The 18804-nt window shown below is 40.1% G+C and carries 19 protein-coding genes and 1 tRNA gene; 8 read left to right on the plus strand and 12 right to left on the minus strand.

All coding sequences use genetic code 11. The features are described 5' to 3' along the window. Positions 1-5: 5 nt before the first annotated feature. Both FNH22_RS00180 and FNH22_RS00185 read right to left on the minus strand, forming a co-directional pair. The gene (locus FNH22_RS00180; RefSeq protein WP_185154013.1) at positions 6-1103 is read right to left on the minus strand and encodes an efflux RND transporter periplasmic adaptor subunit; all 1098 of its coding nucleotides are present in this window, start codon (positions 1101-1103) and stop codon (positions 6-8) included. Positions 1104-1180: 77 nt separating this feature from the next. After that, complete coding sequence (locus FNH22_RS00185) at positions 1181-1810, minus strand: TetR/AcrR family transcriptional regulator (RefSeq protein WP_143396267.1); 630 nt, start codon at positions 1808-1810, stop codon at positions 1181-1183. 228 nt (positions 1811-2038) lie between these two features. On the opposite strand from FNH22_RS00185, the gene FNH22_RS00190 reads away from it, so the two are divergent. The 6 genes from FNH22_RS00190 (at position 2039) to FNH22_RS00215 (ending at position 6675) form a co-directional block, all read left to right on the plus strand. Continuing rightward, on the plus strand, positions 2039-2851 hold the full coding sequence (locus FNH22_RS00190) for a carbonic anhydrase family protein (RefSeq protein ID WP_143396268.1): 813 nt from the start codon (positions 2039-2041) through the stop codon (positions 2849-2851). 96 nt (positions 2852-2947) lie between these two features. Then, positions 2948-3988, plus strand: coding sequence for a Gfo/Idh/MocA family oxidoreductase (locus FNH22_RS00195; protein ID WP_255517942.1), 1041 nt, complete (start codon positions 2948-2950; stop codon positions 3986-3988). Positions 3989-4559: 571 nt separating this feature from the next. Next, on the plus strand, positions 4560-4772 hold the full coding sequence (locus FNH22_RS00200) for a helix-turn-helix transcriptional regulator (protein ID WP_143396269.1): 213 nt from the start codon (positions 4560-4562) through the stop codon (positions 4770-4772). Positions 4773-4775: 3 nt separating this feature from the next. Beyond that, positions 4776-5111: a HipA N-terminal domain-containing protein gene (locus FNH22_RS00205; RefSeq protein ID WP_143396270.1), complete on the plus strand. Its 336-nt coding sequence runs from the start codon at positions 4776-4778 to the stop codon at positions 5109-5111. Between the two features lie 2 nt (positions 5112-5113). Continuing rightward, the gene (locus FNH22_RS00210; RefSeq protein WP_255517943.1) at positions 5114-6103 is read left to right on the plus strand and encodes a type II toxin-antitoxin system HipA family toxin; all 990 of its coding nucleotides are present in this window, start codon (positions 5114-5116) and stop codon (positions 6101-6103) included. Positions 6104-6366: 263 nt separating this feature from the next. Beyond that, positions 6367-6675, plus strand: coding sequence for a hypothetical protein (locus FNH22_RS00215; protein WP_143396272.1), 309 nt, complete (start codon positions 6367-6369; stop codon positions 6673-6675). 718 nt (positions 6676-7393) lie between these two features. Here the strand turns inward: FNH22_RS00215 and FNH22_RS00220 are convergent. The 9 genes from FNH22_RS00220 to FNH22_RS31900 all read right to left on the minus strand — a co-directional run bounded on the left by FNH22_RS00220 (position 7394) and on the right by FNH22_RS31900 (position 16022). After that, positions 7394-7987, minus strand: a complete 594-nt coding sequence (locus tag FNH22_RS00220) for a hypothetical protein (protein ID WP_143396273.1) — start codon at positions 7985-7987, stop codon at positions 7394-7396. Positions 7988-8823: 836 nt separating this feature from the next. Then, positions 8824-9879, minus strand: coding sequence for a DNA polymerase beta superfamily protein (locus FNH22_RS00225; protein ID WP_143396274.1), 1056 nt, complete (start codon positions 9877-9879; stop codon positions 8824-8826). Continuing rightward, positions 9876-10637, minus strand: a complete 762-nt coding sequence (locus FNH22_RS00230) for a nucleotidyltransferase domain-containing protein (RefSeq protein ID WP_143396275.1) — start codon at positions 10635-10637, stop codon at positions 9876-9878. Before FNH22_RS00230 ends, FNH22_RS00225 begins: the two co-directional genes overlap by 4 nt. A gap of 22 nt (positions 10638-10659) precedes the next feature. After that, positions 10660-10935, minus strand: coding sequence for a hypothetical protein (locus tag FNH22_RS00235; protein ID WP_143396276.1), 276 nt, complete (start codon positions 10933-10935; stop codon positions 10660-10662). 6 nt (positions 10936-10941) lie between these two features. Beyond that, positions 10942-12363, minus strand: coding sequence for an RtcB family protein (locus FNH22_RS00240; protein WP_143396277.1), 1422 nt, complete (start codon positions 12361-12363; stop codon positions 10942-10944). A 52-nt stretch (positions 12364-12415) separates the two neighbouring features. Continuing rightward, positions 12416-12946, minus strand: coding sequence for a 3'-5' exonuclease (locus tag FNH22_RS00245; protein ID WP_143396278.1), 531 nt, complete (start codon positions 12944-12946; stop codon positions 12416-12418). A 429-nt stretch (positions 12947-13375) separates the two neighbouring features. Further along, positions 13376-15544 carry a TerD family protein gene (locus FNH22_RS00250; protein WP_143396279.1) on the minus strand — a complete coding sequence of 723 codons (2169 nt, stop codon included), beginning with the start codon at positions 15542-15544 and terminating at the stop codon, positions 13376-13378. Positions 15545-15779: 235 nt separating this feature from the next. Beyond that, a tRNA-Tyr gene (locus tag FNH22_RS31895) sits at positions 15780-15863 on the minus strand. A 3-nt stretch (positions 15864-15866) separates the two neighbouring features. Continuing rightward, positions 15867-16022, minus strand: coding sequence for a hypothetical protein (locus FNH22_RS31900; protein WP_185154014.1), 156 nt, complete (start codon positions 16020-16022; stop codon positions 15867-15869). Between FNH22_RS31900 and FNH22_RS00255 the strand changes: the two genes are divergently transcribed. After that, positions 16021-17751 carry a WYL domain-containing protein gene (locus FNH22_RS00255; protein ID WP_143396280.1) on the plus strand — a complete coding sequence of 577 codons (1731 nt, stop codon included), beginning with the start codon at positions 16021-16023 and terminating at the stop codon, positions 17749-17751. The two genes, FNH22_RS31900 and FNH22_RS00255, sit on opposite strands and share 2 nt — an antisense overlap. A 523-nt stretch (positions 17752-18274) precedes the next feature. On the opposite strand, the gene FNH22_RS32550 is transcribed toward FNH22_RS00255, so the two are convergent. After that, positions 18275-18403: a hypothetical protein gene (locus tag FNH22_RS32550; protein ID WP_255517944.1), complete on the minus strand. Its 129-nt coding sequence runs from the start codon at positions 18401-18403 to the stop codon at positions 18275-18277. Between the two features lie 123 nt (positions 18404-18526). Between FNH22_RS32550 and FNH22_RS31905 the strand changes: the two genes are divergently transcribed. After that, positions 18527-18682 (plus strand): hypothetical protein, encoded by a 156-nt coding sequence (locus FNH22_RS31905; protein ID WP_185154015.1) that lies wholly within the window; start codon positions 18527-18529, stop codon positions 18680-18682. Positions 18683-18804 lie beyond the last annotated feature (122 nt).

The raw sequence follows: 18804 nt of genomic DNA on the forward strand, positions 1-18804 counted from the left end.
TAGTATTATTTTGAAGTAGCCTTTAATCCAAGAATAGGTGTCAATACCGGATCAGTAATCAATTGATCTCCTTCAGAAAAACCTTGTACGATCACTGTTTGCTGCCTGAATTCCACGGGTTCCACATTCTTAAGGCGTACAATAGAATCTTTAATAATGTAAACCTGGTTTTCTCTTGTAAGAAGCGCCAGAGGTATCTCTACTGCTTCAGGGTAAGTGCTGGCTTCAATTTTCCCTTCCAGGTAGGTGCCTTCGCGTAAGTCAGAGCCTTTTACTTTCAGGTAAACTGTCACAGATTGGGTGGCAGGGTCTATGGTAGTACCAAAGCGATCTATAGATGCCTTATATTCCTGACCCAATGCCCTGGAATATAATGCAATGTCTTGTCCTTTATGCAGGTATTTTAGATTGGAGGATGATATGGCAGCCTTCACCTCATAGGCATCTGTCGCAATAAATTCACCGAGTCTGGCGCCTGGTATCACCAGATCTCCTGGGTCCAATAGTGCCTGGGTCAATGCACCGTTAAAAGGAGCATATATTTTAAAATCCTGCAGTGTTTCCTCCATGCTTTTAAGGCCATAGTACAGGTTAAAAATATTGTTAGAAGACATGAAATACCGGAGTTGAGCATTCTCTACAGCGGGCAGTTCAGGTATTGGTTTTTCTATGTGTATGGTTGACAAATATTGGTTCCACTGCTCAAAGTGAGTAGGATAATCCAACTTAAGATCTGACATAACGCGTACCAGCGCACTCAGGAACTGACTCTTTTTGGCAGCAAGATCATACCGGTAGTCAGCATCATCGATAAACACCATCAACTGGCCTTTGCGAAATGTAATTCCTTCTTCAAATATCTGGGCCGTAGCTTTGGAGATACCCTGCACCTGGGCCACCACGTCTATTTTCTTTATAGCGATCACGCGTCCGGTCATATTCAAATGGTGGCTGATCTCTGAAGGAGTCACGCGAAGTGTGTTAAAACTGCGAAGCCGCTCTTCTCCTGTCGTCGCCGTGTCTTGCTCCTTACCCGAGGAGGTAGTGCACTGCCAAAAAAGAACCGGAAGCGCAACGAACAAGAAGCCAATTATCAATCTCATAATTCTCATCTTCTGATTTGTTAATTTGTTTATATAATTTGATATAATCATTTGATTAAATTCAGGGTAAAAAAATATTAATCCGGAGTTCTAAGAAAAAGGTGCTTAATGATCATCTCAGGGATCATTTTCTTTCTTTCTTCTAACACTTCATCATATTCCTGGTCTGTCATATTAAGCTTTGTAAGCATCAGCGGCCTTGATATAAAAGGGAAAACAGTAAGCCCTACCAGGTTCATCATGAAATGTGAGTGGTGCATTTTTCGAATGATACCCGCATCACCCAATTGCCTCAACTGTTCCTCCAGCTTATTCACAGTCTTTTGATCAGCGAGCATCTTCTCAACCCGCTCGGGATTACTCTGGGATTCAGACATGATGAATAACGGTACAAGCGGGTTCTCCTTAAAGAAATCTATATAGCTATGTGCAAAGCTTTTTATTTTATCCTGCAGCGGCGACTCACTATTAAAGATCTCATCCATTCTCTTAGAAAATCGTCTCAGAGCTTCCCCTATTACCAGTTCAAAAAGCTTGTCCTTACTTCGATAGTAATAATGAAGTGAAGCTATATTGATACCAGCTTCTTCTGCAATATCACGGGTCTTTGTAGCGGCAAAACCTTTTCTGACAAAAACCCGTGCAGCAGCCTGCTTGATTTTTTCTTCTGTAGATTGTTGTTCGTCTACCTGACTGTGTGCATTCATATCATTTTAATCAAATCATTTAATCAAACGATTAAATTTAATATATTGTTTTCAACTATTCCCTATTTTTTTCACTTTTCTGATTTTGGGATAATGATAAAGCACTGAAAAAGGTGTTACCATATCTCCTCTCACTTTAAAACTGATAACAATCAACTTAAAAGTTGATTCCTTTCTTTTTGCAATTACGGTATGTATATGAGTTTTGGTCCGGCAAATTGATTTTTTATGCTTCACGAAGAGAATACTTACGCTAAAAAAACCTTGACAGTTTTGAGGGTTAGCGCGATCATATATTTCATCATTATCTTGCCCTCTTGTCAACATCCTTTTAATATAGAGCAAGGAGCCTCATTAAATATGCACGACCAGGGAGATGGAAACAGCACGGCGTATATTGTGCCGGACCCTGACCATGGATTGAGTCAATCGCCCGTGAACATCCTGACCAAGTCCTGCACGAATGGCCATCATGAAATTGTACTACACTTTAATGATGAGATCAAAGCCATTGAAAACCTGGGGCATACCGTTCAGCTTGACTTCGCTACGGGAAGTACCATTGAAGTGGATGGCCTTACCTATAACTTTGAGCAAATGCACTTTCACACGCCATCGGAACACTTACTGGATGGTGTAACTTACCCTATGGAAGCTCACATTGTTAATAAAATGACCGACCCGAACGGGGATGATAAATACCTGGTAATAGCTGTTTTTTTCAAAATGGGAGAAGAAAACCGATTTATTGAAGAGTTTATTGACCTCATTCCCCGGAAAGAGCATAGCATCCGCGAGGTAGAGCCCCGGGTCGTCCGGCTCAATGACCTTTTCACAGGAAATATGGATAAAGAAATTCACTCCTACTATCATTACTCCGGATCACTTACTACACCTCCGCATACTGAAACAGTGAATTGGTATGTGCTCAAACATGTCTTTAAAGCTTCTCCCGAAGAGATCAGTACGATGAATCGTTTAGAGGGTAACAATGCACGACATATCCAGGCGCTCTACGGAAGAAAGATCGACAGTGAATAAAATAATATCAGCTCCTGCTAAAACGAGTAATAATATGTTTGTTGGTCTTCATACTTCCTGATCAAAGCCCTACCTGAAAGGAAGTAAAAGATAGAGTTGAAAAGGGTACCTTTATTTCTCATGATGGAGAATACGATAAAAACGGGAATACTGTCCTTTGGTATGTCAGGGAAATTATTCCATTCCCCCTTTTTAAATGAACATCAGGGCTTCGAATTAAGTGCTGTAGTAGAAAGGACGGAAAAGAAAGCACATCTTGTTTATCCTGAAATAAAAAGTTACCGTTCAATCGATGAACTTTTGGCAGAACCTCATATTGAACTTGTAGTTGTTAACACCCCTAACGCTACTCATTTTGAGTTTGCCCTAAACGCAATCAAAGCAAAAAAACATGTATTGATTGAAAAGCCTTTTACGGTTACTTCTTCACAAGCCAGGCAACTTTTTCAAGAGGCCCAAAAGTATAACTGCTGTGTTCTGCCCTATCAGAACAGGCGATATGAAAGTGATTTTTTATCTGTGAAAAGCGTATTGGATTCCGGTAAACTAGGGGAATTGATAGAAGTCCACCTTCGTTATGACAGGTATCGATATGCTCTACGTCCGGAAATTGCGAAAGAGACACCTGTTCCGGGCAGTGGTCTACTGTACAACTTAGGCCCGCATTTAATAGATGCGGCAATTTCTCTTTTTGGCACTCCATTACAATGGAAAAAAAGTTGGGGCTTTTTCCGCCCAAAGACAAAAGTGGATGATTACGCCCATATTCATTTATCTTACCCCAAAGGAATGCAGGTATTTATCACGGCAAGTCTGCTGGTAGCCGACCCACCACCGGCTTTTGTGCTTCACGGAACTAAAGGCTCATACATTAAGCATCGTACAGATGTTCAAGAAAAACAATTACTGGAAGGCATGCGCCCCGAAAATCCCTCATACGGAATGGAAGCGTCAGACCAATGTGGTACACTTACTACAATTTCAACAGATGGAGAAAAGACGCAGGAAAAAATAACCTCTGTAAAGTCTTCCTATATGCATGTGTTCGATGATGTTTATAATATGATCAGGAGAGGACAAGCTTATCCGGTATCCGAGAAACAGATCATACAACAATTGGAAATTTTGGAGGGGTAAGGAATACAGCTGATGCTGCCAACGGTTGACTGTAATCGGTCACTCATTTGAAAGGTGATCCACTGTCTTTTTCTAATGTATAAACAGGACGACTGATGTGGCCGGTGCCTTACAAGCAGGGGGTCACTGGTTCCAATCTAGCAAACTAAACTTTGATTATCAATGAGTTACAAAACATATTTTGTAACTCATTTTTGTTTGCATGCACTTTGTTTTGCGTCGACCGATTAAATATTTTGTTTCTTTAAGAGTTTAGAACTTCATGGGCTTTGATTCCCGTAATGTTAAGGTGCCTAAATTTCAACAATCTCCAAGAGCTTTACTATGAATAAGTCCATTTCTGTAATGTCTCTCTTTATGTTTTTTGGCTGTATCTTATACCGCGCCTTAACGAATGATGAATCATAAATGATCTAACGGAAATAACTGCACCTTAATAGTGCTTTATAAAGCACTACCAGGGTAAAAGAGTTGCGCTCTCAGCTAATTGACCTCAAAATATGCCTTAAACGGCACTTCAGTAGATTATTTCAGCTAAGTTTTGTATTTTTGACTCTAAAAGAGCCTTACAGTGCACCTTGAAGAATTAGTTCGGACTTTAAAAAAGCGTAGAGAAATACTTGGCGTTACACAGGAACAGTTAGCAGAACTATCTGATGTAGGTCTACGTACCCTCAAATCGTTGGAAAGCATGAAAAGTAACCCTACCCTGGAAACCCTCAACAAGCTGGCTGATGTATTGGGCATGGAACTGAGGTTGGAAGTGAAACAACCCAAATTATAAGTCATGCGGTCCGGGCAGGTGTTATGGAACGGTCAGTTAGCGGGCATACTAACCCAGTATAACAGGTCTCACTATGAATTCGAATATGATGAGGTATGGTTGGCAGATGAGTTCAAGCCACCTATCAGCCTCACCTTTCCCAAAAGTCAGAAAGTTTACAAGGCCGATCACTTATTCCCCTTCTTTTTTAACATGCTATCCGAAGGGGTAAACAGAAAGCTTCAGAGCCGACTGTTGAAGATTGACGAACAGGATCATTTTGGACTATTACTGGCTACGGCATCACAAGACAGTATTGGTGCGGTAAGTGTGGTTCCATCTAACAATGAACACCAATGAGTATGACTCAAATACGATATTGCCCTGGAACACTGGCAGAGGGTTTTAATACCTACAGTCAGGCCTGTCTTAGAAGATTGTATAACGGGAAAAGGGTAAATCACATTCTGCCCTATAACCCGCCGGAAATAAGCGAAGAGGACGCCGAGAAATTTATCAATAATCGTACGCGTATCTCTATCTCAGGAGTCCAGGAAAAAGTTTCCCTGTTATTGGATAAGAACAAATTAAGGTTGACAGAGGAAGGTGAACAGGGTACCTATATCCTTAAACCAATTCCGAGAGACCTGAAAAAGGCAGACCAGGTTCCGGCCAATGAACACCTCACTATGCAAATTGCCCGGCAGGTATATGGTATCAACACAGCGGAAAATGCCTTGATATTTTTCAAAGATGGCTCACCGGCATACATTACTAAACGGTTCGATATAAAACCGGATGGAACCAAATGGGGAAAAGAAGATTTTGCCACACTGGCCGGAAAAACCAGTGAAAATACCGGCCCCAATTTTAAATATGGGTACAGCTATGAAGAAATGGCCAAGTTGATCCGAAAATTCGTTCCTGCTGCTGTAATCGAAATGGAAAAGTTTTTTTCTATGGTGCTATTCAATTATCTCTTTTCCAATGGAGACGCACATCTCAAGAATTTTTCATTGCTACAAACCGCTAATGGTGATTATATCTTAAGCCCTGCATATGACCTGATTAACACCCGTATTCATGTGGATGATACAGATTTCGCGCTGAATGAAGGCTTGTTTGAGGATGAATTTGAATCCGCTCATCTGCAAATCAACGGTAAGGTTGGGCGGGAGGATTTTCAGGAGTTCGCAAGAAGGGTAGGGATCAATGAGAGAAGGAGAGATTTCCTAATATCTCCATTTTTGGAAAGACAGGCACTGGTTGAAGAATTGATCAGCAGGTCCTTCTTAGACGAACCAACGAAACGAGCATATCTCCTGCATTACCAGACCAGGAGGAACCAGTGATCGCCTGATATGAATCTTATACCTGCACGAATAATTGCTAAATTTATGATAGGATTGAAAAATTGAACCTATCAAAGAGTGGCATAATTACTTTCTAGTAAAAGTTGGGAAATGATAAGGAATCCTTCATAACTTAATTTATTCCATACTAATTTGACTCATTTTAAGTCATCAAAATACCCACTTTTAGGTATTGCATAGTGACTCAATCGCCAGTAATTTGCATTGTAAAACTTTTGAAATAAGCCTTAATTATTATTACAATGGAAATAAATCAAGCAAAATCTGGAGCACGTGCACTTTTCTATCAGTCAGCTTTCTTGGCTGGTTTTGGAGTTAGCAGAGATTCTGCTGATAGAATAGATCAACTCATAGATATGAGCTTTAGCAAAATTGATGAAGACAGATATCCAGAAGCTGTTGCAAGTCTTTTGAAAGTCTTACGCGAAACTCTAATTTATGCTCAAAAAGAAGGTCTTAAAGTCTTAACTGAAACTAGTGTAGATGAGGGGCAAGCAAAAGCTTGCCCTGTATATCCTTTTGACGAATGGCCTCCCTTTTCAAATGGATGAAGTAGAGAAAGGTTTTGACTATGTCACAAATACCTCAAAACTCCTAATCACCCTTTCAACAACGTTTTTGGGGTTTAGTGTAACATTTGCGAAAAAAGTGGATGGCCTAAAGTTTGACACATGCTGGGATAAATTGACCATTTCATTTTCTTTTCTGTTTTTCGTCGTTGCTGTAGGTTGCGGTATTTGGACGCTTTTGGGTGTCACAACTGTCCTTCAACCAAAAGTGAAACCGAGAGTTTTTGAATTCAATCCATCCATTAGAGATACTAAAATTAGCTCGCCATTCATATTTCAAATACTCTCATTTGCATTAGCTGCTACTTTTCTTATGCTGTTTAGTCTGGGGAAAATCTGGCAATAGTAATTCAAAAATACCCACTTTTGGACATTTATCTGAAAAAGTGTGATCAGTAATTTTTAACTAAGAATCGTGATGCAACGCTGGTTATTTACCTGGTAGCGAATCCTATGGGCGTGTTATTTTATTTCTTGAAGATGGAACAATGACTGACCCTGTTGATTTAAATAGTCAAGATTTCGTAGCGGTGATGGCCGTCCTAAGTACAAATGCTGCACATTATGACGGTTAATCATTCTACACGGTCACTAATTGCAAACTCATGAAACACTTATGTTATACAATGTTCACTGTTTAATAGGCGGTAATTAAGTTATCTAAAACAGCTTGCATTACAGATAAAATGATACATGGAAACTAGATCGATCGGGCGAGGTAGTTTATTCCGTTAAGCACCTCAATGTTATAGTGTTTTACACATCTATCTTTCATATCGTCAAAGTTGTTCAGAAGTATTGCATAACCGTTTTTGGATGTTACGAAATCTTCTACTATTTGATATATGTCCAAAGCTCCTTGAGGATCAACTCCCACAAGGTCAAAAATTAAACCTTTGCATTTCGAAAGTGATTCATAAATAGAAAGGAATTTTCGAGGATTTCCGGCCAGATGTGAAATTCTTGTTTTCGGTTTTAGTCTGTCGTTCGGAAATATCGAAAGGTATATCTCAATTGGTTCAGCATATTTTCGAAGATACCGCTCAACTGTTAGCGGATAAAAGAATTCAGTCCACCGATTCAATCTAATGTGTTCAGCAAATGTCAGTTGCTTGCTGATAATTACTTGTTTGACCGACTTCTCTCCACTGTAAATTGATATGAGTTTACGTTCTAAGTCAAAGAAATGACCATCGTTCCATAGATTTAGAGTAACTATATCTCCTTCATTAAGCCGAAAAGCAGGAATTTTGAATTGATCTATCTGAAAGCCTTGGCAATTAAGCACATCCATATTACTCCCATAACTAAGTTACAAACAGTTACATTTTCAAATACTTGTAAGCATAATAAAACGGCCTATATTAAAGCTGTGCAAAGCAAACAATAAATCAATAATCCTTTATCACACCTTTTAACCCTTGGCATTGTCGTTACCTTAGAAAGGTATGAATCTTATAGTAACTCGTTGTGGTTGGATTATATCAAAAATCTACGTCATATTTCATGTCTAGATTCCCCGATAACCCACCTGATGGTCTTTGATAGCCGTAAAATGCAAAAGCTTTGCCACCGATTAAAATGTATTCTACTTCATACTTGTTCAAATCAAAACAGGCTCTCTACAGGACATTTCTTATCTCGTTACTAATCATTGGGAATTGTACTTTAATTCAATCCAATCGATTCTGGTCGGTGAGATCCTTTGTTCCTTGTTTAAGCTATTTAAAGCGGCATAAAAGTCAATCAAGTCAAGGGCTCTGATAAACGCTTCTCCGTCACTTAACCTGACTTTATCTTTTACAACCTTTTTCCTAATGCTATGATATACTATGGCCTTATTCATATAAGTAGAACGTATAACTTGGACTATGTGCTTTAGCGCAGATAGTACCATTTTTGCTTTCTATGATTCACGTTACTCAATTTGTCTCGCTTTAAACGATTTGATTTTTGATGAGGCTACAAAAATGAGGGTGAATTTTCTTAGAAATAGCAAATACACGCAAGATCAAATCGTCATAACAAGTCTCTTAAATCGATAAAAAAGAGTTCAGAAATATCAAAAAATGCAGAAATAACCTTTCTTCCATGCTTTAGAAAGTTGAACATTTATGTGTTGAACTACTCTCAATATGTCTTTAAGAAATCTTTTCTAATTTTTACCAAAATCTTATTCAGCTCATCCAGATCTGGCTTATCAGGCAGGTCAGAATCCTGGTAAACAGTATCAATTTCAGTGATCTTTTCGTTGGCAATTTGAAGAAGATCGTCATACTGAAATTCCCCTTTTTTAATCTTGAGAAGGTACTCCCTATCCTCCCTTTTGACCTTTAGTTCTCCATATCGACCTATTTCCTCACACATATTCAGTAACCTGAAGGTGTGCATCATGTTCTTGGCATCATAGTTTTTACCATGTTGGATGGTATTGTGATAACGATTATCATTTCGCTTTTCCACCCATTCCCAATATTCCTTGTACTCTTTGCAGTAACTGGAATACCCGGACTTATTGAAGGACATAATAGCTGTTGGCTGAAGTCCCTTTGGAATGGAGCTTAACGTTACGTCATTAGCATTCTCTTTCCTGGTTATTCCTTTGAAATCATCGTCACCATGATACAGTCCAAAAACTTCGTGCATGTGCGGTATGCGGGCTAAGCCACAATCTTCCTGTCTCAATCCTTTTAACGAAAGATACTCCTTAACGGGAATGGAACCCTGTTCATAAGCAACATAACAAAAGTCCAGCATGCCCTTTCGTTCTTTCTCTACGGGATTCAGGATTTTCTTGTTCAGTCCTTTTGCCTTACGAACCTGGGTCATCGCATACCCACCAAAGCTGTCCTTACATTGTTTGGATAAAAAGTTCTGGGATCTCAACTGCTCGAATAGTGGGTGCATCACCCGAATACAATCCTCCGGAGAATAAAGTAACTCCAGGATATTGGGATTACTCCTGGATAACAGCTCCACGAATCGCTTTAGCTCATAGTAGATAATATCATTGGTCTCGTCACTCACCTGGTCGATATAGTTCAGCCCATAGTAATCATTCCTGGGCAGAACAAATACACCCTTGATGTCAACATCTGATGCTGGAGTAGCAAGACCATAGGCATGGCTCCCGCTCAAGCACTCATATACGATAATGTCCTTTTGCTTTAGCTCTGCTATGGTCATGCCTTCACACCTTTTACTATTTTTCGATAGAAATCATCCAACTTTTCCATATCACCTTTAGCGGCCGGTAAGTCTTTAGCGACCTCCTCATTTTTTGAAATGGTTTCATGTAAGAAATCATCTATCAAAGGTTCACGAGGATGTTTGTAATCCTCATTCTTTTCAGCTTTCAGCGCTATCAATTGATGGATCTTGTTTCTGACCGGCTCATCCACTATCCCCAGCATCTTATGCATTTCAATGGGAGGAATGGACAGCTTTTCTCTTACCCACGCACCGGCTATGGCTGTCCTGATGGCATAGAAGTATTTTTTCAGTTTAACCTCAACGCCTTCTTTGCACCCATCATAATACTTCATGGACATGCTCAGGTAATGATGCATTACAGCAATGGGAGAGAAATAATCTAAGCTCAATGCATTCATTTCATCCAGGAATCTTTGATCAACCTTGTAGATGATTGGTGATTGGATACGTTCGAGCAAGGGTACATTAGATTTCCAAAGTAGTCCCAGTGCCTTACGGAATTCCCAACCTGTAATGTCCAATTCGTCATTAATGGGTTCTTCGAAAGAATCTTTAGGAGACCTCAGTGATAAGTACCAGTCAAAATCCTGGACATAAATGAACCTTACGTCATAATCGCTATCCGGAGAAGGAAAACCCCAAGCCCTGGAGCCGGTTTCACAGGCATAGAGTATTTTGAATCCATGTGACTCCTCTATAGTGTTAAGCTTATCTTTTATTAGATCTTCCATATCGTGGTTTTTTGAAAATACATTATAGATTAAAGAACATCGAATTCAATGCCACCCACTCTTTCATTAAGTCGATGTAAATCCTGCCTTTCGCATACACTTTTATGACCACTCTTTCTTTAAAATTCCATTCGTCTCCATTTCTAAGAGGATCAAGAAAACAGATATAGTTATCTGATACCCAATCACCATCAGGGGAGGACTTTAGAGCTCTTACTACATCTGATCTTTTTTGAGACGGATATTGTGCATAAACCATCTTAACCAGACGATTGATATCAAAATCACCAGGTTTCATCTTGTATCAATCTACCTCTTGAAACTTCTCATCTCCACACATCCTGACGATCCTGGGTTGGAAAGATCCAACGATCTCCACCAGGTCCTTTTGGAATTCCATTACCTGGTGAATATCCTTATAAGCCATTGGCGCTTCATCCAACCCGGAACCGATCACTTCCACACCTGCGGAATGAATATGCTCTAGAACACTGGTTTTATTCAACGTATTTTTCGCCTGGGTCCTGGACATTACTCGGCCGGCACCGTGAGAAGCAGAGTTGATCGAAGCTTCGTCTCCTTTACCTCTTACAATGTATCCGGGAGCGGTCATAGACCCTGGAATAATACCTAACACTCCTTTGCCGGCAGGTGTAGCACCTTTTCTATGTACGATGATCTCATTTCCATCCCTGTCTCTTTCCTTCCATGCGAAGTTGTGATGGTTTTCAATCATCGTGACAGGAGTAGCTCTTAAACCCACGGCCATTCGCTCATGGATCTGATGATGGCAGGCGGAAGCATATTCGCCTGCCAGGTTCATCGCCAGCCAATATTCTTGTCCGGCTTCTGAATCCAAATCTAGCCATGCCAGGTGCCGAGCCTCCTGGGGAAGCTTACAGAGCTCCATGGCCAATTTGGTATAATGCCTTGCTATGTTAGCGCCAAAACCCCTTGACCCCGAATGGGAAAGCAGCGCCAGGTAGCGACCTACGGGTAAATTGAACTCGTTATGTTCATCTTCAATTTCGGTCACGCCAAATTCCACAAAGTGATTACCACCTCCTGAGCTTCCAATTTGAGCGGCGGCCCGGTCTTTCAATTCTCCTACTACTTTGATCTCGCTAAAAAGATCATGTTCCAGTACCTCATGCTCCTTAGGTTTTTTGAAGGTAGCCTTGCCAAACTTGGTATTCCTCATCAGCATCTCTTTGAGATCCTCTTTCCTATCCGTCAGGATGAATTCCGGGATATCATAGATAGTCATACACATCCGGCATCCGATATCTACGCCCACGCCATAGGGGATGACGGCATTCTCAGTAGCCAGAACCCCTCCAATGGGGAGTCCATACCCCTGGTGCGCATCCGGCATCAATGCTCCGGCCTTTGCAATGGGTAGGCGCATCGCGGTTCCAATTTGCCTTAATGCTCCTTGTTCAATACCTTCTGCACCATATACTTTGTATAAGTTTGGAGTATCTCTTAATGGTAAGACATCATCTTTAGGCTTCAACAGCTCAGCGGCTATAGGTGCCAGCGTCGGGTCATTGAGAAATTGTTCCGGATGGGCAAGAACATCAGTCAGTGCTTTAATTATTCCTTCCGGGCTATTTCCAATAAGACCAGATCTGGCCACTTCTAAGGCCACGCCTATTACTTTCCCTTCCGGGTACCCAATCTCCAGTATATGCTGCCCTGTTATGTTTGTCTTGTCGTTTTCCATGTTTCAAAGAAGTAATACATGTACGCAGTATTTTTGCGTAGTTGAAATTATTTTACCATTTGTCGAAATATTGAATGAATATTTTTGAAATATTTTTCGCATCGTCAATCCCCCTGTGATGTACACCATCCAAATGGATTTTTTCGAGTTTCAAAGCGCCTTTCATTCCAACAGGTCTTGACAGCGCCTTTATCTCGGCATATCTATGTTTAAGGCTAAGATGATTTTTTGTCCAATCTGTATCAAGTTCGTGAATTCGAGAGTCGTTGATCAATTGGCTTTTATCGTAATACCCCCAGGAACACAGCAGATATTTGCTGTCAACGTTTATCCATTTCTTGAAATCCACAATTATATCTGGAAAGGTTTGTGCTTGATCCACTTCATCCTGTGTAATTGTAGTAAGCCTCTTGCAAAAGTCCGAAAGCTCTGGATGAATTACGGGCCTGATGAAAGCGTTGAATTCCCCCACAACAACTTTTTGTTCATTTACTCTGACCGCACCTATTTCGATTATTTCCCTGGTAATGGTCCTGTTATTCTCCCAACAGGTAGATTCTAAGTCAAATATTATGTAGTTCATTTTAATTTACTTTGAGTTAATAAAAAAGTGGGAATTGTATATTCTGTCAAGGCCAAATCCAAAGAAGGAAGAATATACTAGTCCACCTGGAAAGGAAATTGAAATCATTATAATCGCCATGTCAAAGGCAGGACTTGAACCTGCTCAGAAGGAAATGATTCCTAGTCCTTTTAAAATGACAAGGTAATCAAGGTCGTTATGATCTACTGCTCTACCACTGAGCTATTCTGCATAAGCAGAAGAGGGATTCGAACCCTCGCCTCGTAGGTTAAGAAGAAGGAAACGACCTTTAGTCCTTTAATTTGCGGTAATTGAATCTTCTATGTGTAAGGCTTCAGAAGGAAGAAAACTCTAGTCCGCAATATATGGTAATCATTATTACTATTCGTGAATTTACAGTTCAAAGTGAAGGAAGTAATAATTAGTCCATTATATCAATTCAGCAAGTACCTTTTCTACGTCAGTGGCATTATAAGTACACCCTTGGACACCAAACGTAATGTCAGCTCCTTCCTGGTCATCTATGATTTCGGCATCTCTGCCGGTGGCATTGAACGTAGCCAGCTCCAACATGTTCGGCCTGGTATTCACAAAATTGGTCACTTGGCTGCACAATAGTGAAACGTCATCTTTTGACCCTTCAACATTATTGTAAAAATTACGTCCGGATACATACAGGTCAGTAATGACCATCTCCGCATTTTCAATATCCACTATCACTGGTATGGCGTATCCACCTACTCCATTCAAATCAAATTTGTTTTCTACCGTTTTGATATCGAATGTTTTCATATTAGCATTCACATCTTTTCTCAACATCCAGCCAGCATGACAATCCATCTCTATAAAGTTATTACCACAATATTTATGTACCTGCGGTGCCAGGTACTTTACTTCGGAGGGCAATGCTTTCAACGTAATGTCGATAAATTCAGCTGCACCATGTGGTGCTGACTGAATATCCCCGGAATGTACAATACCATTACTTCTGAGGTTCGTATAGCTCACATGACCAAGGCAATTCCAGTACTCATCATACTGTATTACCGATAAATCCAGGTCAGTTCTCTGATCAGCTTCCTTCCAATAGACGAAGAGTCTAAGCACCTTGTCAAAATCAACCTTAATCCGACTTCCTCTACCTACTGTAATGATTCCGTCAGAGGCCTTTCTTTGCTGCAATGGAACAGTATAGTTATTTAGTCCTGGATCTATCCATATTTTTTGGCCAACCCATGAATCCTTTTTAGCCAATTTTGTGCATAAACCCCGATCAATGATCTCCAGTATTTGCTCAATTTGACCTTCTGTTAACTCAGCAAAAGCATTGTTTGGAATGACTTTGATCTTGCCTTTTTTATTGACAATCGTTCTGTATTCTTCTTCATTAATCGTATTAAAATAAGACCTCAACATTAAAAGATTTTTCACCTCCAGTTTTGCAATAATTGATTCAAAGGATCTCAGGACCTTTTCTGTCTCACCGGGGAATCTTCTCAATACTTCATGCAGTTTCCGGGCAAACACCCCAGGCTTATTATTCAAATGCTTCAACAAGGAATTCACCTGATTTAAAAGCAAAAACCTTTCTGTTTTTGAGCCATATGTCTCAATCTTCCCATTTCTCAATGCATCAAATACCTCGGCAGTTGCAGGAAATTGCTTTGCGTACTCCGAGGGATGAATGTATCTCCCTATTTCTAACCACAGGCCTTTGTAATTCTTCAAATCTTCAGACAGGTTGGCAGAGTGCTCCAATATCCCCAAAATCACTTTGCGTTCTTTCCTCGAGAGTTTTGGGAACTTTATATTCTCACTCAAGCTAACATCAGTACCTGTAAGGCTTGCAAACATCCTTAATACATCAATGGCGTTTCCGGTTAACTTCTCAATAGCCGCATAATCACCTTGTTCCCAAAGGTATGCAAGCACTAGGGCTTTCGTTTCTTTAAAAACGATCAGGTCACCATCCAACTCTTCGACTCCAAAAAAGTTTATCAATTGGGACAAGTCCGTATGCAATTCTTCTTTTATAGCAGATCGGGAGTAGACAAGATCTTTTAAATAGGTCCTTAACTCCTCTTGCAACTCTTCCTCAAATACAATGGTCAGCTCTACCCACTCAATATTTGTATCTTCTGGCTTGCTCGAGTTTTCCCGAACGGCTAGGTCGAATAGCTCTCTTGATTGCATTTGAGTAATAGGATCTGCCCCGAACTCGTATATATTGAATAACCACTTGGGAACCTTCACTCCATTCTGTAGCTCTACACCGTCTTCAAACAGGCTCAACACGTTACCCAGGTACCCGAATATTCTTTTCAAGAAATACGAATTGTCCTCAGGGATATCATTAGGGAAATTTTTGAAAAGAGGAACGTATTTAACATTACCTCCTTTTTTCTTCCTTAAAACTTCCATGAGATACTTGTAATCCATTAAGAATACCTCTGATGCCTGGTCTAGCAACACAGGATTTGATAGTCTATATCCCATCTTGCCAAGCTCAGCAAGGAACATAACTTTTTGCTGTGCAGACCAACCGTTTCCCCTGGGGATTGCTAATAGATTCAACCTGTTAAGTGCTATTGTTTTCATTTTTCAAAAATTAAAATGTTGCCTCCTTCCCCAGATTCGAACTGGGACCTCCCTGGTATTAGGATTAGCCTGACTATAAATGCGCTTCCCTACTCAACTTCTCCGAGTGGTCTTTCGGTGCTTCTGCAAATTCTATTCGTATAAAAACGGATTCTATACGACCTCTTCCAGGCAATACACGGTTACGTCAATACTTTTACCGCAGCACTTCCTTTTATGCTAGAAGGAGTTAATGTGGGGATGGTAGGATTCGAACCTACTCAGCCTTCAGGCACCAGATTTACAGTCTGGCCCAACTCTCCAACGTTGGCGCATCCCCGAATCAAAGAACGTTTAAAACCCCTCCGCCCGTTGCGGAGGGGGCAGCCATGATCACTGAGCTCTTGTTTTCAATGATGATCCAAAATTGAATAGTGACTACGCAGTCTTTTTGCGTAGCAAAGAAATTTTCTACTTTTTTATAAAAAACTTTTTTCATGCCTGTAAATAGAAACGCACTTATACGATATAAAACCCTTGATAACTGCCTTAGGAACAAGTATCGTCAGTGGACATTGGAAGACTTGATCGAGGCTTGTTCTGAAGCGCTTTATGAATACGAAGGCATCGATAAAGGAGTAAGTAAGCGGACAGTGCAAATGGACCTGCAAATGATGAGGAGTGAAAAGCTGGGGTATAACGCTCCAATCATTGTAGTGGATAAAAAATATTATACCTATGAAGATCCCGAATATTCCATCACCAATATCCCTTTGACTGACCAGGACTTGGGCAAACTCTCAGAGGTGGTGGATATTCTCAAGCAATTCAAGGGATTTACTCACTTCCAGGAGTTGAGCGGGATGGTACAAAAACTGGAAGATAAGGTTCACGTTTCGAAAACCAAGGAACGGCCGGTTATTGATCTGGAGAAAAATGAGAATTTAAAAGGATTGGAATTTATTGACCCGATCTATCAAGCCATAATATCTAAAAAATGTATCGAGATAACCTATCAATCCTTTAAAGCCAGGACATCCAATACATTTGTTTTTCACCCTGCCCTTTTGAAAGAGTTTAGAAATCGGTGGTTCGTTCTTGGAAAGAAAAAACCTTCTGAACCTTACTTGCTGCTGGCACTTGACCGGATTGAAGCATTGGGTGAATCCTCCCGAATCATAACGGAATTCGACGAAAACGAGATCATACACTTTTTTAAAGATGTGGTGGGTGTTAGTGTTAATGTAGGAGAAGTGCCGCAAGTAGTGAAACTATTCATTAATCATTCCAATGCTCCATACGTACTTACCAAACCGATACACCACAGCCAGCAACTGGTTGAGAAAAATGACCAGGGGATCATCATATCCCTCTATGTACAACCCAATTTTGAACTGGAAAGGGAGATCTTGGGATTTGGTGATAGCATTAAGGTGATCTCGCCTTCCCGGCTGAGGTCGAGGATCAAAGAACGGCTGACCCATGCCATCGATCTTTATCAGACGGAACTGAATGAAAGTCGAATCCGGAATTTTGATAAACGATTGGAAGCAAAAGGATCCATCATTACGAATTATGTATATACCAAAAAAGAAATTGGGAAGATGGGTTCGATACTTCATCACTACCGGTCAGAACATCCAAACGATAATGGACCAGTCTATGCAATTAGAAATCTGCTAAATGAAATACCCGATTTGAAAGTGTTTTTACTGAACAGGAATCTCAAAACCATTCTCTCGCATATTGACGAAAACTTGTTTCTCACAAAGGCTATTTTTTTTGATAAGCCTGCCCAATCAAATTGGTATGTAACTTGGCATCAGGACACTACTATTAATGTCAAAGAGCGGGTGGAAGCTGATGGTTTTAAAGGTTGGACTAAAAAAGGGGCATTTTACGGGGTTCGTCCGCCCGAAAGCATCCTTTTCAATACGGTAACGGTAAAGGTACATTTAGATGATACTAGTGATGAAAACGGAGCCTTGCAGATTCTACCCGGATCACACAAAAAGAAACTAAATGATGATGAGATCAAGCTCATTACCGGGAGTAGCATTCACACGGTTTGCGAGGTAAATAGCGGTGGAATACAATTGATGAAGCCGCTCATTCTTCATGCTTCTTCGAAAACTACGAATAACAAAAACAGGCGAGTTATTCACCTTGAGTTTAATTCTTTGGATCTACCCAATGGATTGGAGTGGGCGGAGAAATTTTTGATCTGAAGATTGCGAATTGCTTGAAAAACCGATTTTATCGAAAGTAATAAAATGTGCTGTCCTTCTTAACTCGAACTTCAATTGAACCTTTTCTAGCTTCAAATTTTTGACAGCTTGTGTTTGAACAAAAAATACCCAACCTCAGGTATTGCTAACATATAGCTCGATTCCTAACTTCCACATTCATGTCAAATCAGTAATGCAAAATTTGAGCTGATTAATAAATAGTCTTTTACATCTTATTGTTTTTTAATTCTAACCTTTTACTCAAATGTAGGATACCTATGCAAAACCAATAGAAATAACCTTTAGTATATGGATATAGACAAAACCACCAAACCTCCTAACATTTACGTTGAATTAGAAAGTTATAAGTTTTTTCACAGTCCGACTCAAATAGAAAAGCTTGATACTAGGTTTATTGGTAGATCAAAACTGATACAAAAAATTAAAGACCTAACAATTAAATCATCAGTTAACACCGGTGCATATTTAATAACAGGTTACAGAGGAGCAGGAAAATCCACCCTTAACCAGCCAGGTACCGCCCTCCTAACTCCACATATCCATAGTTCAAAGCTCTATCAGAAGATTCGTTTTGAGAATACGTTATTCCGGCAGGCATAACTACCAAAACCATCAAAATTACCCTTTTCATATCACCTGAAAGTAAGAAATGATCTCGTATGGATATAAAAGTACTGATAATAGTAAAAACCGCATTCGATTGTCCATGCTCTGTCACTCATCGAGCCGGTAATATATATCAACCATACAACTGATGAAGCAGGTCCAAAACCAGCAGATCATTTTATGGGGACGAGAAACAGCCTCCTCGTATTATTCTTTGACCAACAGCAAGTGCAAAATGGATCGAGGGTCTGATGCTTATCTCATTATTGAACTGATCACTAAACCTCTGATCACATGTCTTTAGGGATTTTTCTCTTTGCTTAGACTCCAGGAAGTAATTGTATTTTCTTCAACAAAATAGTGGCTTATCTGTTGGAAAAGTGACATAAATTAAAGATAATGATTGATTAACAGGAAGTTATGTAC

Source organism: Fulvivirga sp. M361 (genome assembly GCF_007097395.1).
Lineage (GTDB): Bacteria > Bacteroidota > Bacteroidia > Cytophagales > Cyclobacteriaceae > Fulvivirga.

Coding starts and splice junctions, on each gene's coding strand:
- FNH22_RS00180 (WP_185154013.1), bottom strand. CDS start 1,103: ATGAGATTGATAATTGGCTTCTTGTTCGTTGCGCTTCCGGTTCTTTTT.
- FNH22_RS00185 (WP_143396267.1), bottom strand. CDS start 1,810: ATGAATGCACACAGTCAGGTAGACGAACAACAATCTACAGAAGAAAAA.
- FNH22_RS00190 (WP_143396268.1), top strand. CDS start 2,039: ATGCTTCACGAAGAGAATACTTACGCTAAAAAAACCTTGACAGTTTTG.
- FNH22_RS00205 (WP_143396270.1), top strand. CDS start 4,776: ATGCGGTCCGGGCAGGTGTTATGGAACGGTCAGTTAGCGGGCATACTA.
- FNH22_RS00210 (WP_255517943.1), top strand. CDS start 5,114: ATGACTCAAATACGATATTGCCCTGGAACACTGGCAGAGGGTTTTAAT.
- FNH22_RS00215 (WP_143396272.1), top strand. CDS start 6,367: ATGGAAATAAATCAAGCAAAATCTGGAGCACGTGCACTTTTCTATCAG.
- FNH22_RS00220 (WP_143396273.1), bottom strand. CDS start 7,987: ATGGATGTGCTTAATTGCCAAGGCTTTCAGATAGATCAATTCAAAATT.
- FNH22_RS00225 (WP_143396274.1), bottom strand. CDS start 9,879: ATGACCATAGCAGAGCTAAAGCAAAAGGACATTATCGTATATGAGTGC.
- FNH22_RS00230 (WP_143396275.1), bottom strand. CDS start 10,637: ATGGAAGATCTAATAAAAGATAAGCTTAACACTATAGAGGAGTCACAT.
- FNH22_RS00235 (WP_143396276.1), bottom strand. CDS start 10,935: ATGAAACCTGGTGATTTTGATATCAATCGTCTGGTTAAGATGGTTTAT.
- FNH22_RS00240 (WP_143396277.1), bottom strand. CDS start 12,363: ATGGAAAACGACAAGACAAACATAACAGGGCAGCATATACTGGAGATT.
- FNH22_RS00245 (WP_143396278.1), bottom strand. CDS start 12,946: ATGAACTACATAATATTTGACTTAGAATCTACCTGTTGGGAGAATAAC.
- FNH22_RS00250 (WP_143396279.1), bottom strand. CDS start 15,544: ATGAAAACAATAGCACTTAACAGGTTGAATCTATTAGCAATCCCCAGG.
- FNH22_RS00255 (WP_143396280.1), top strand. CDS start 16,021: ATGCCTGTAAATAGAAACGCACTTATACGATATAAAACCCTTGATAAC.
- FNH22_RS31900 (WP_185154014.1), bottom strand. CDS start 16,022: ATGAAAAAAGTTTTTTATAAAAAAGTAGAAAATTTCTTTGCTACGCAA.
- FNH22_RS32550 (WP_255517944.1), bottom strand. CDS start 18,403: ATGAAAAGGGTAATTTTGATGGTTTTGGTAGTTATGCCTGCCGGAATA.
- FNH22_RS31905 (WP_185154015.1), top strand. CDS start 18,527: ATGAAGCAGGTCCAAAACCAGCAGATCATTTTATGGGGACGAGAAACA.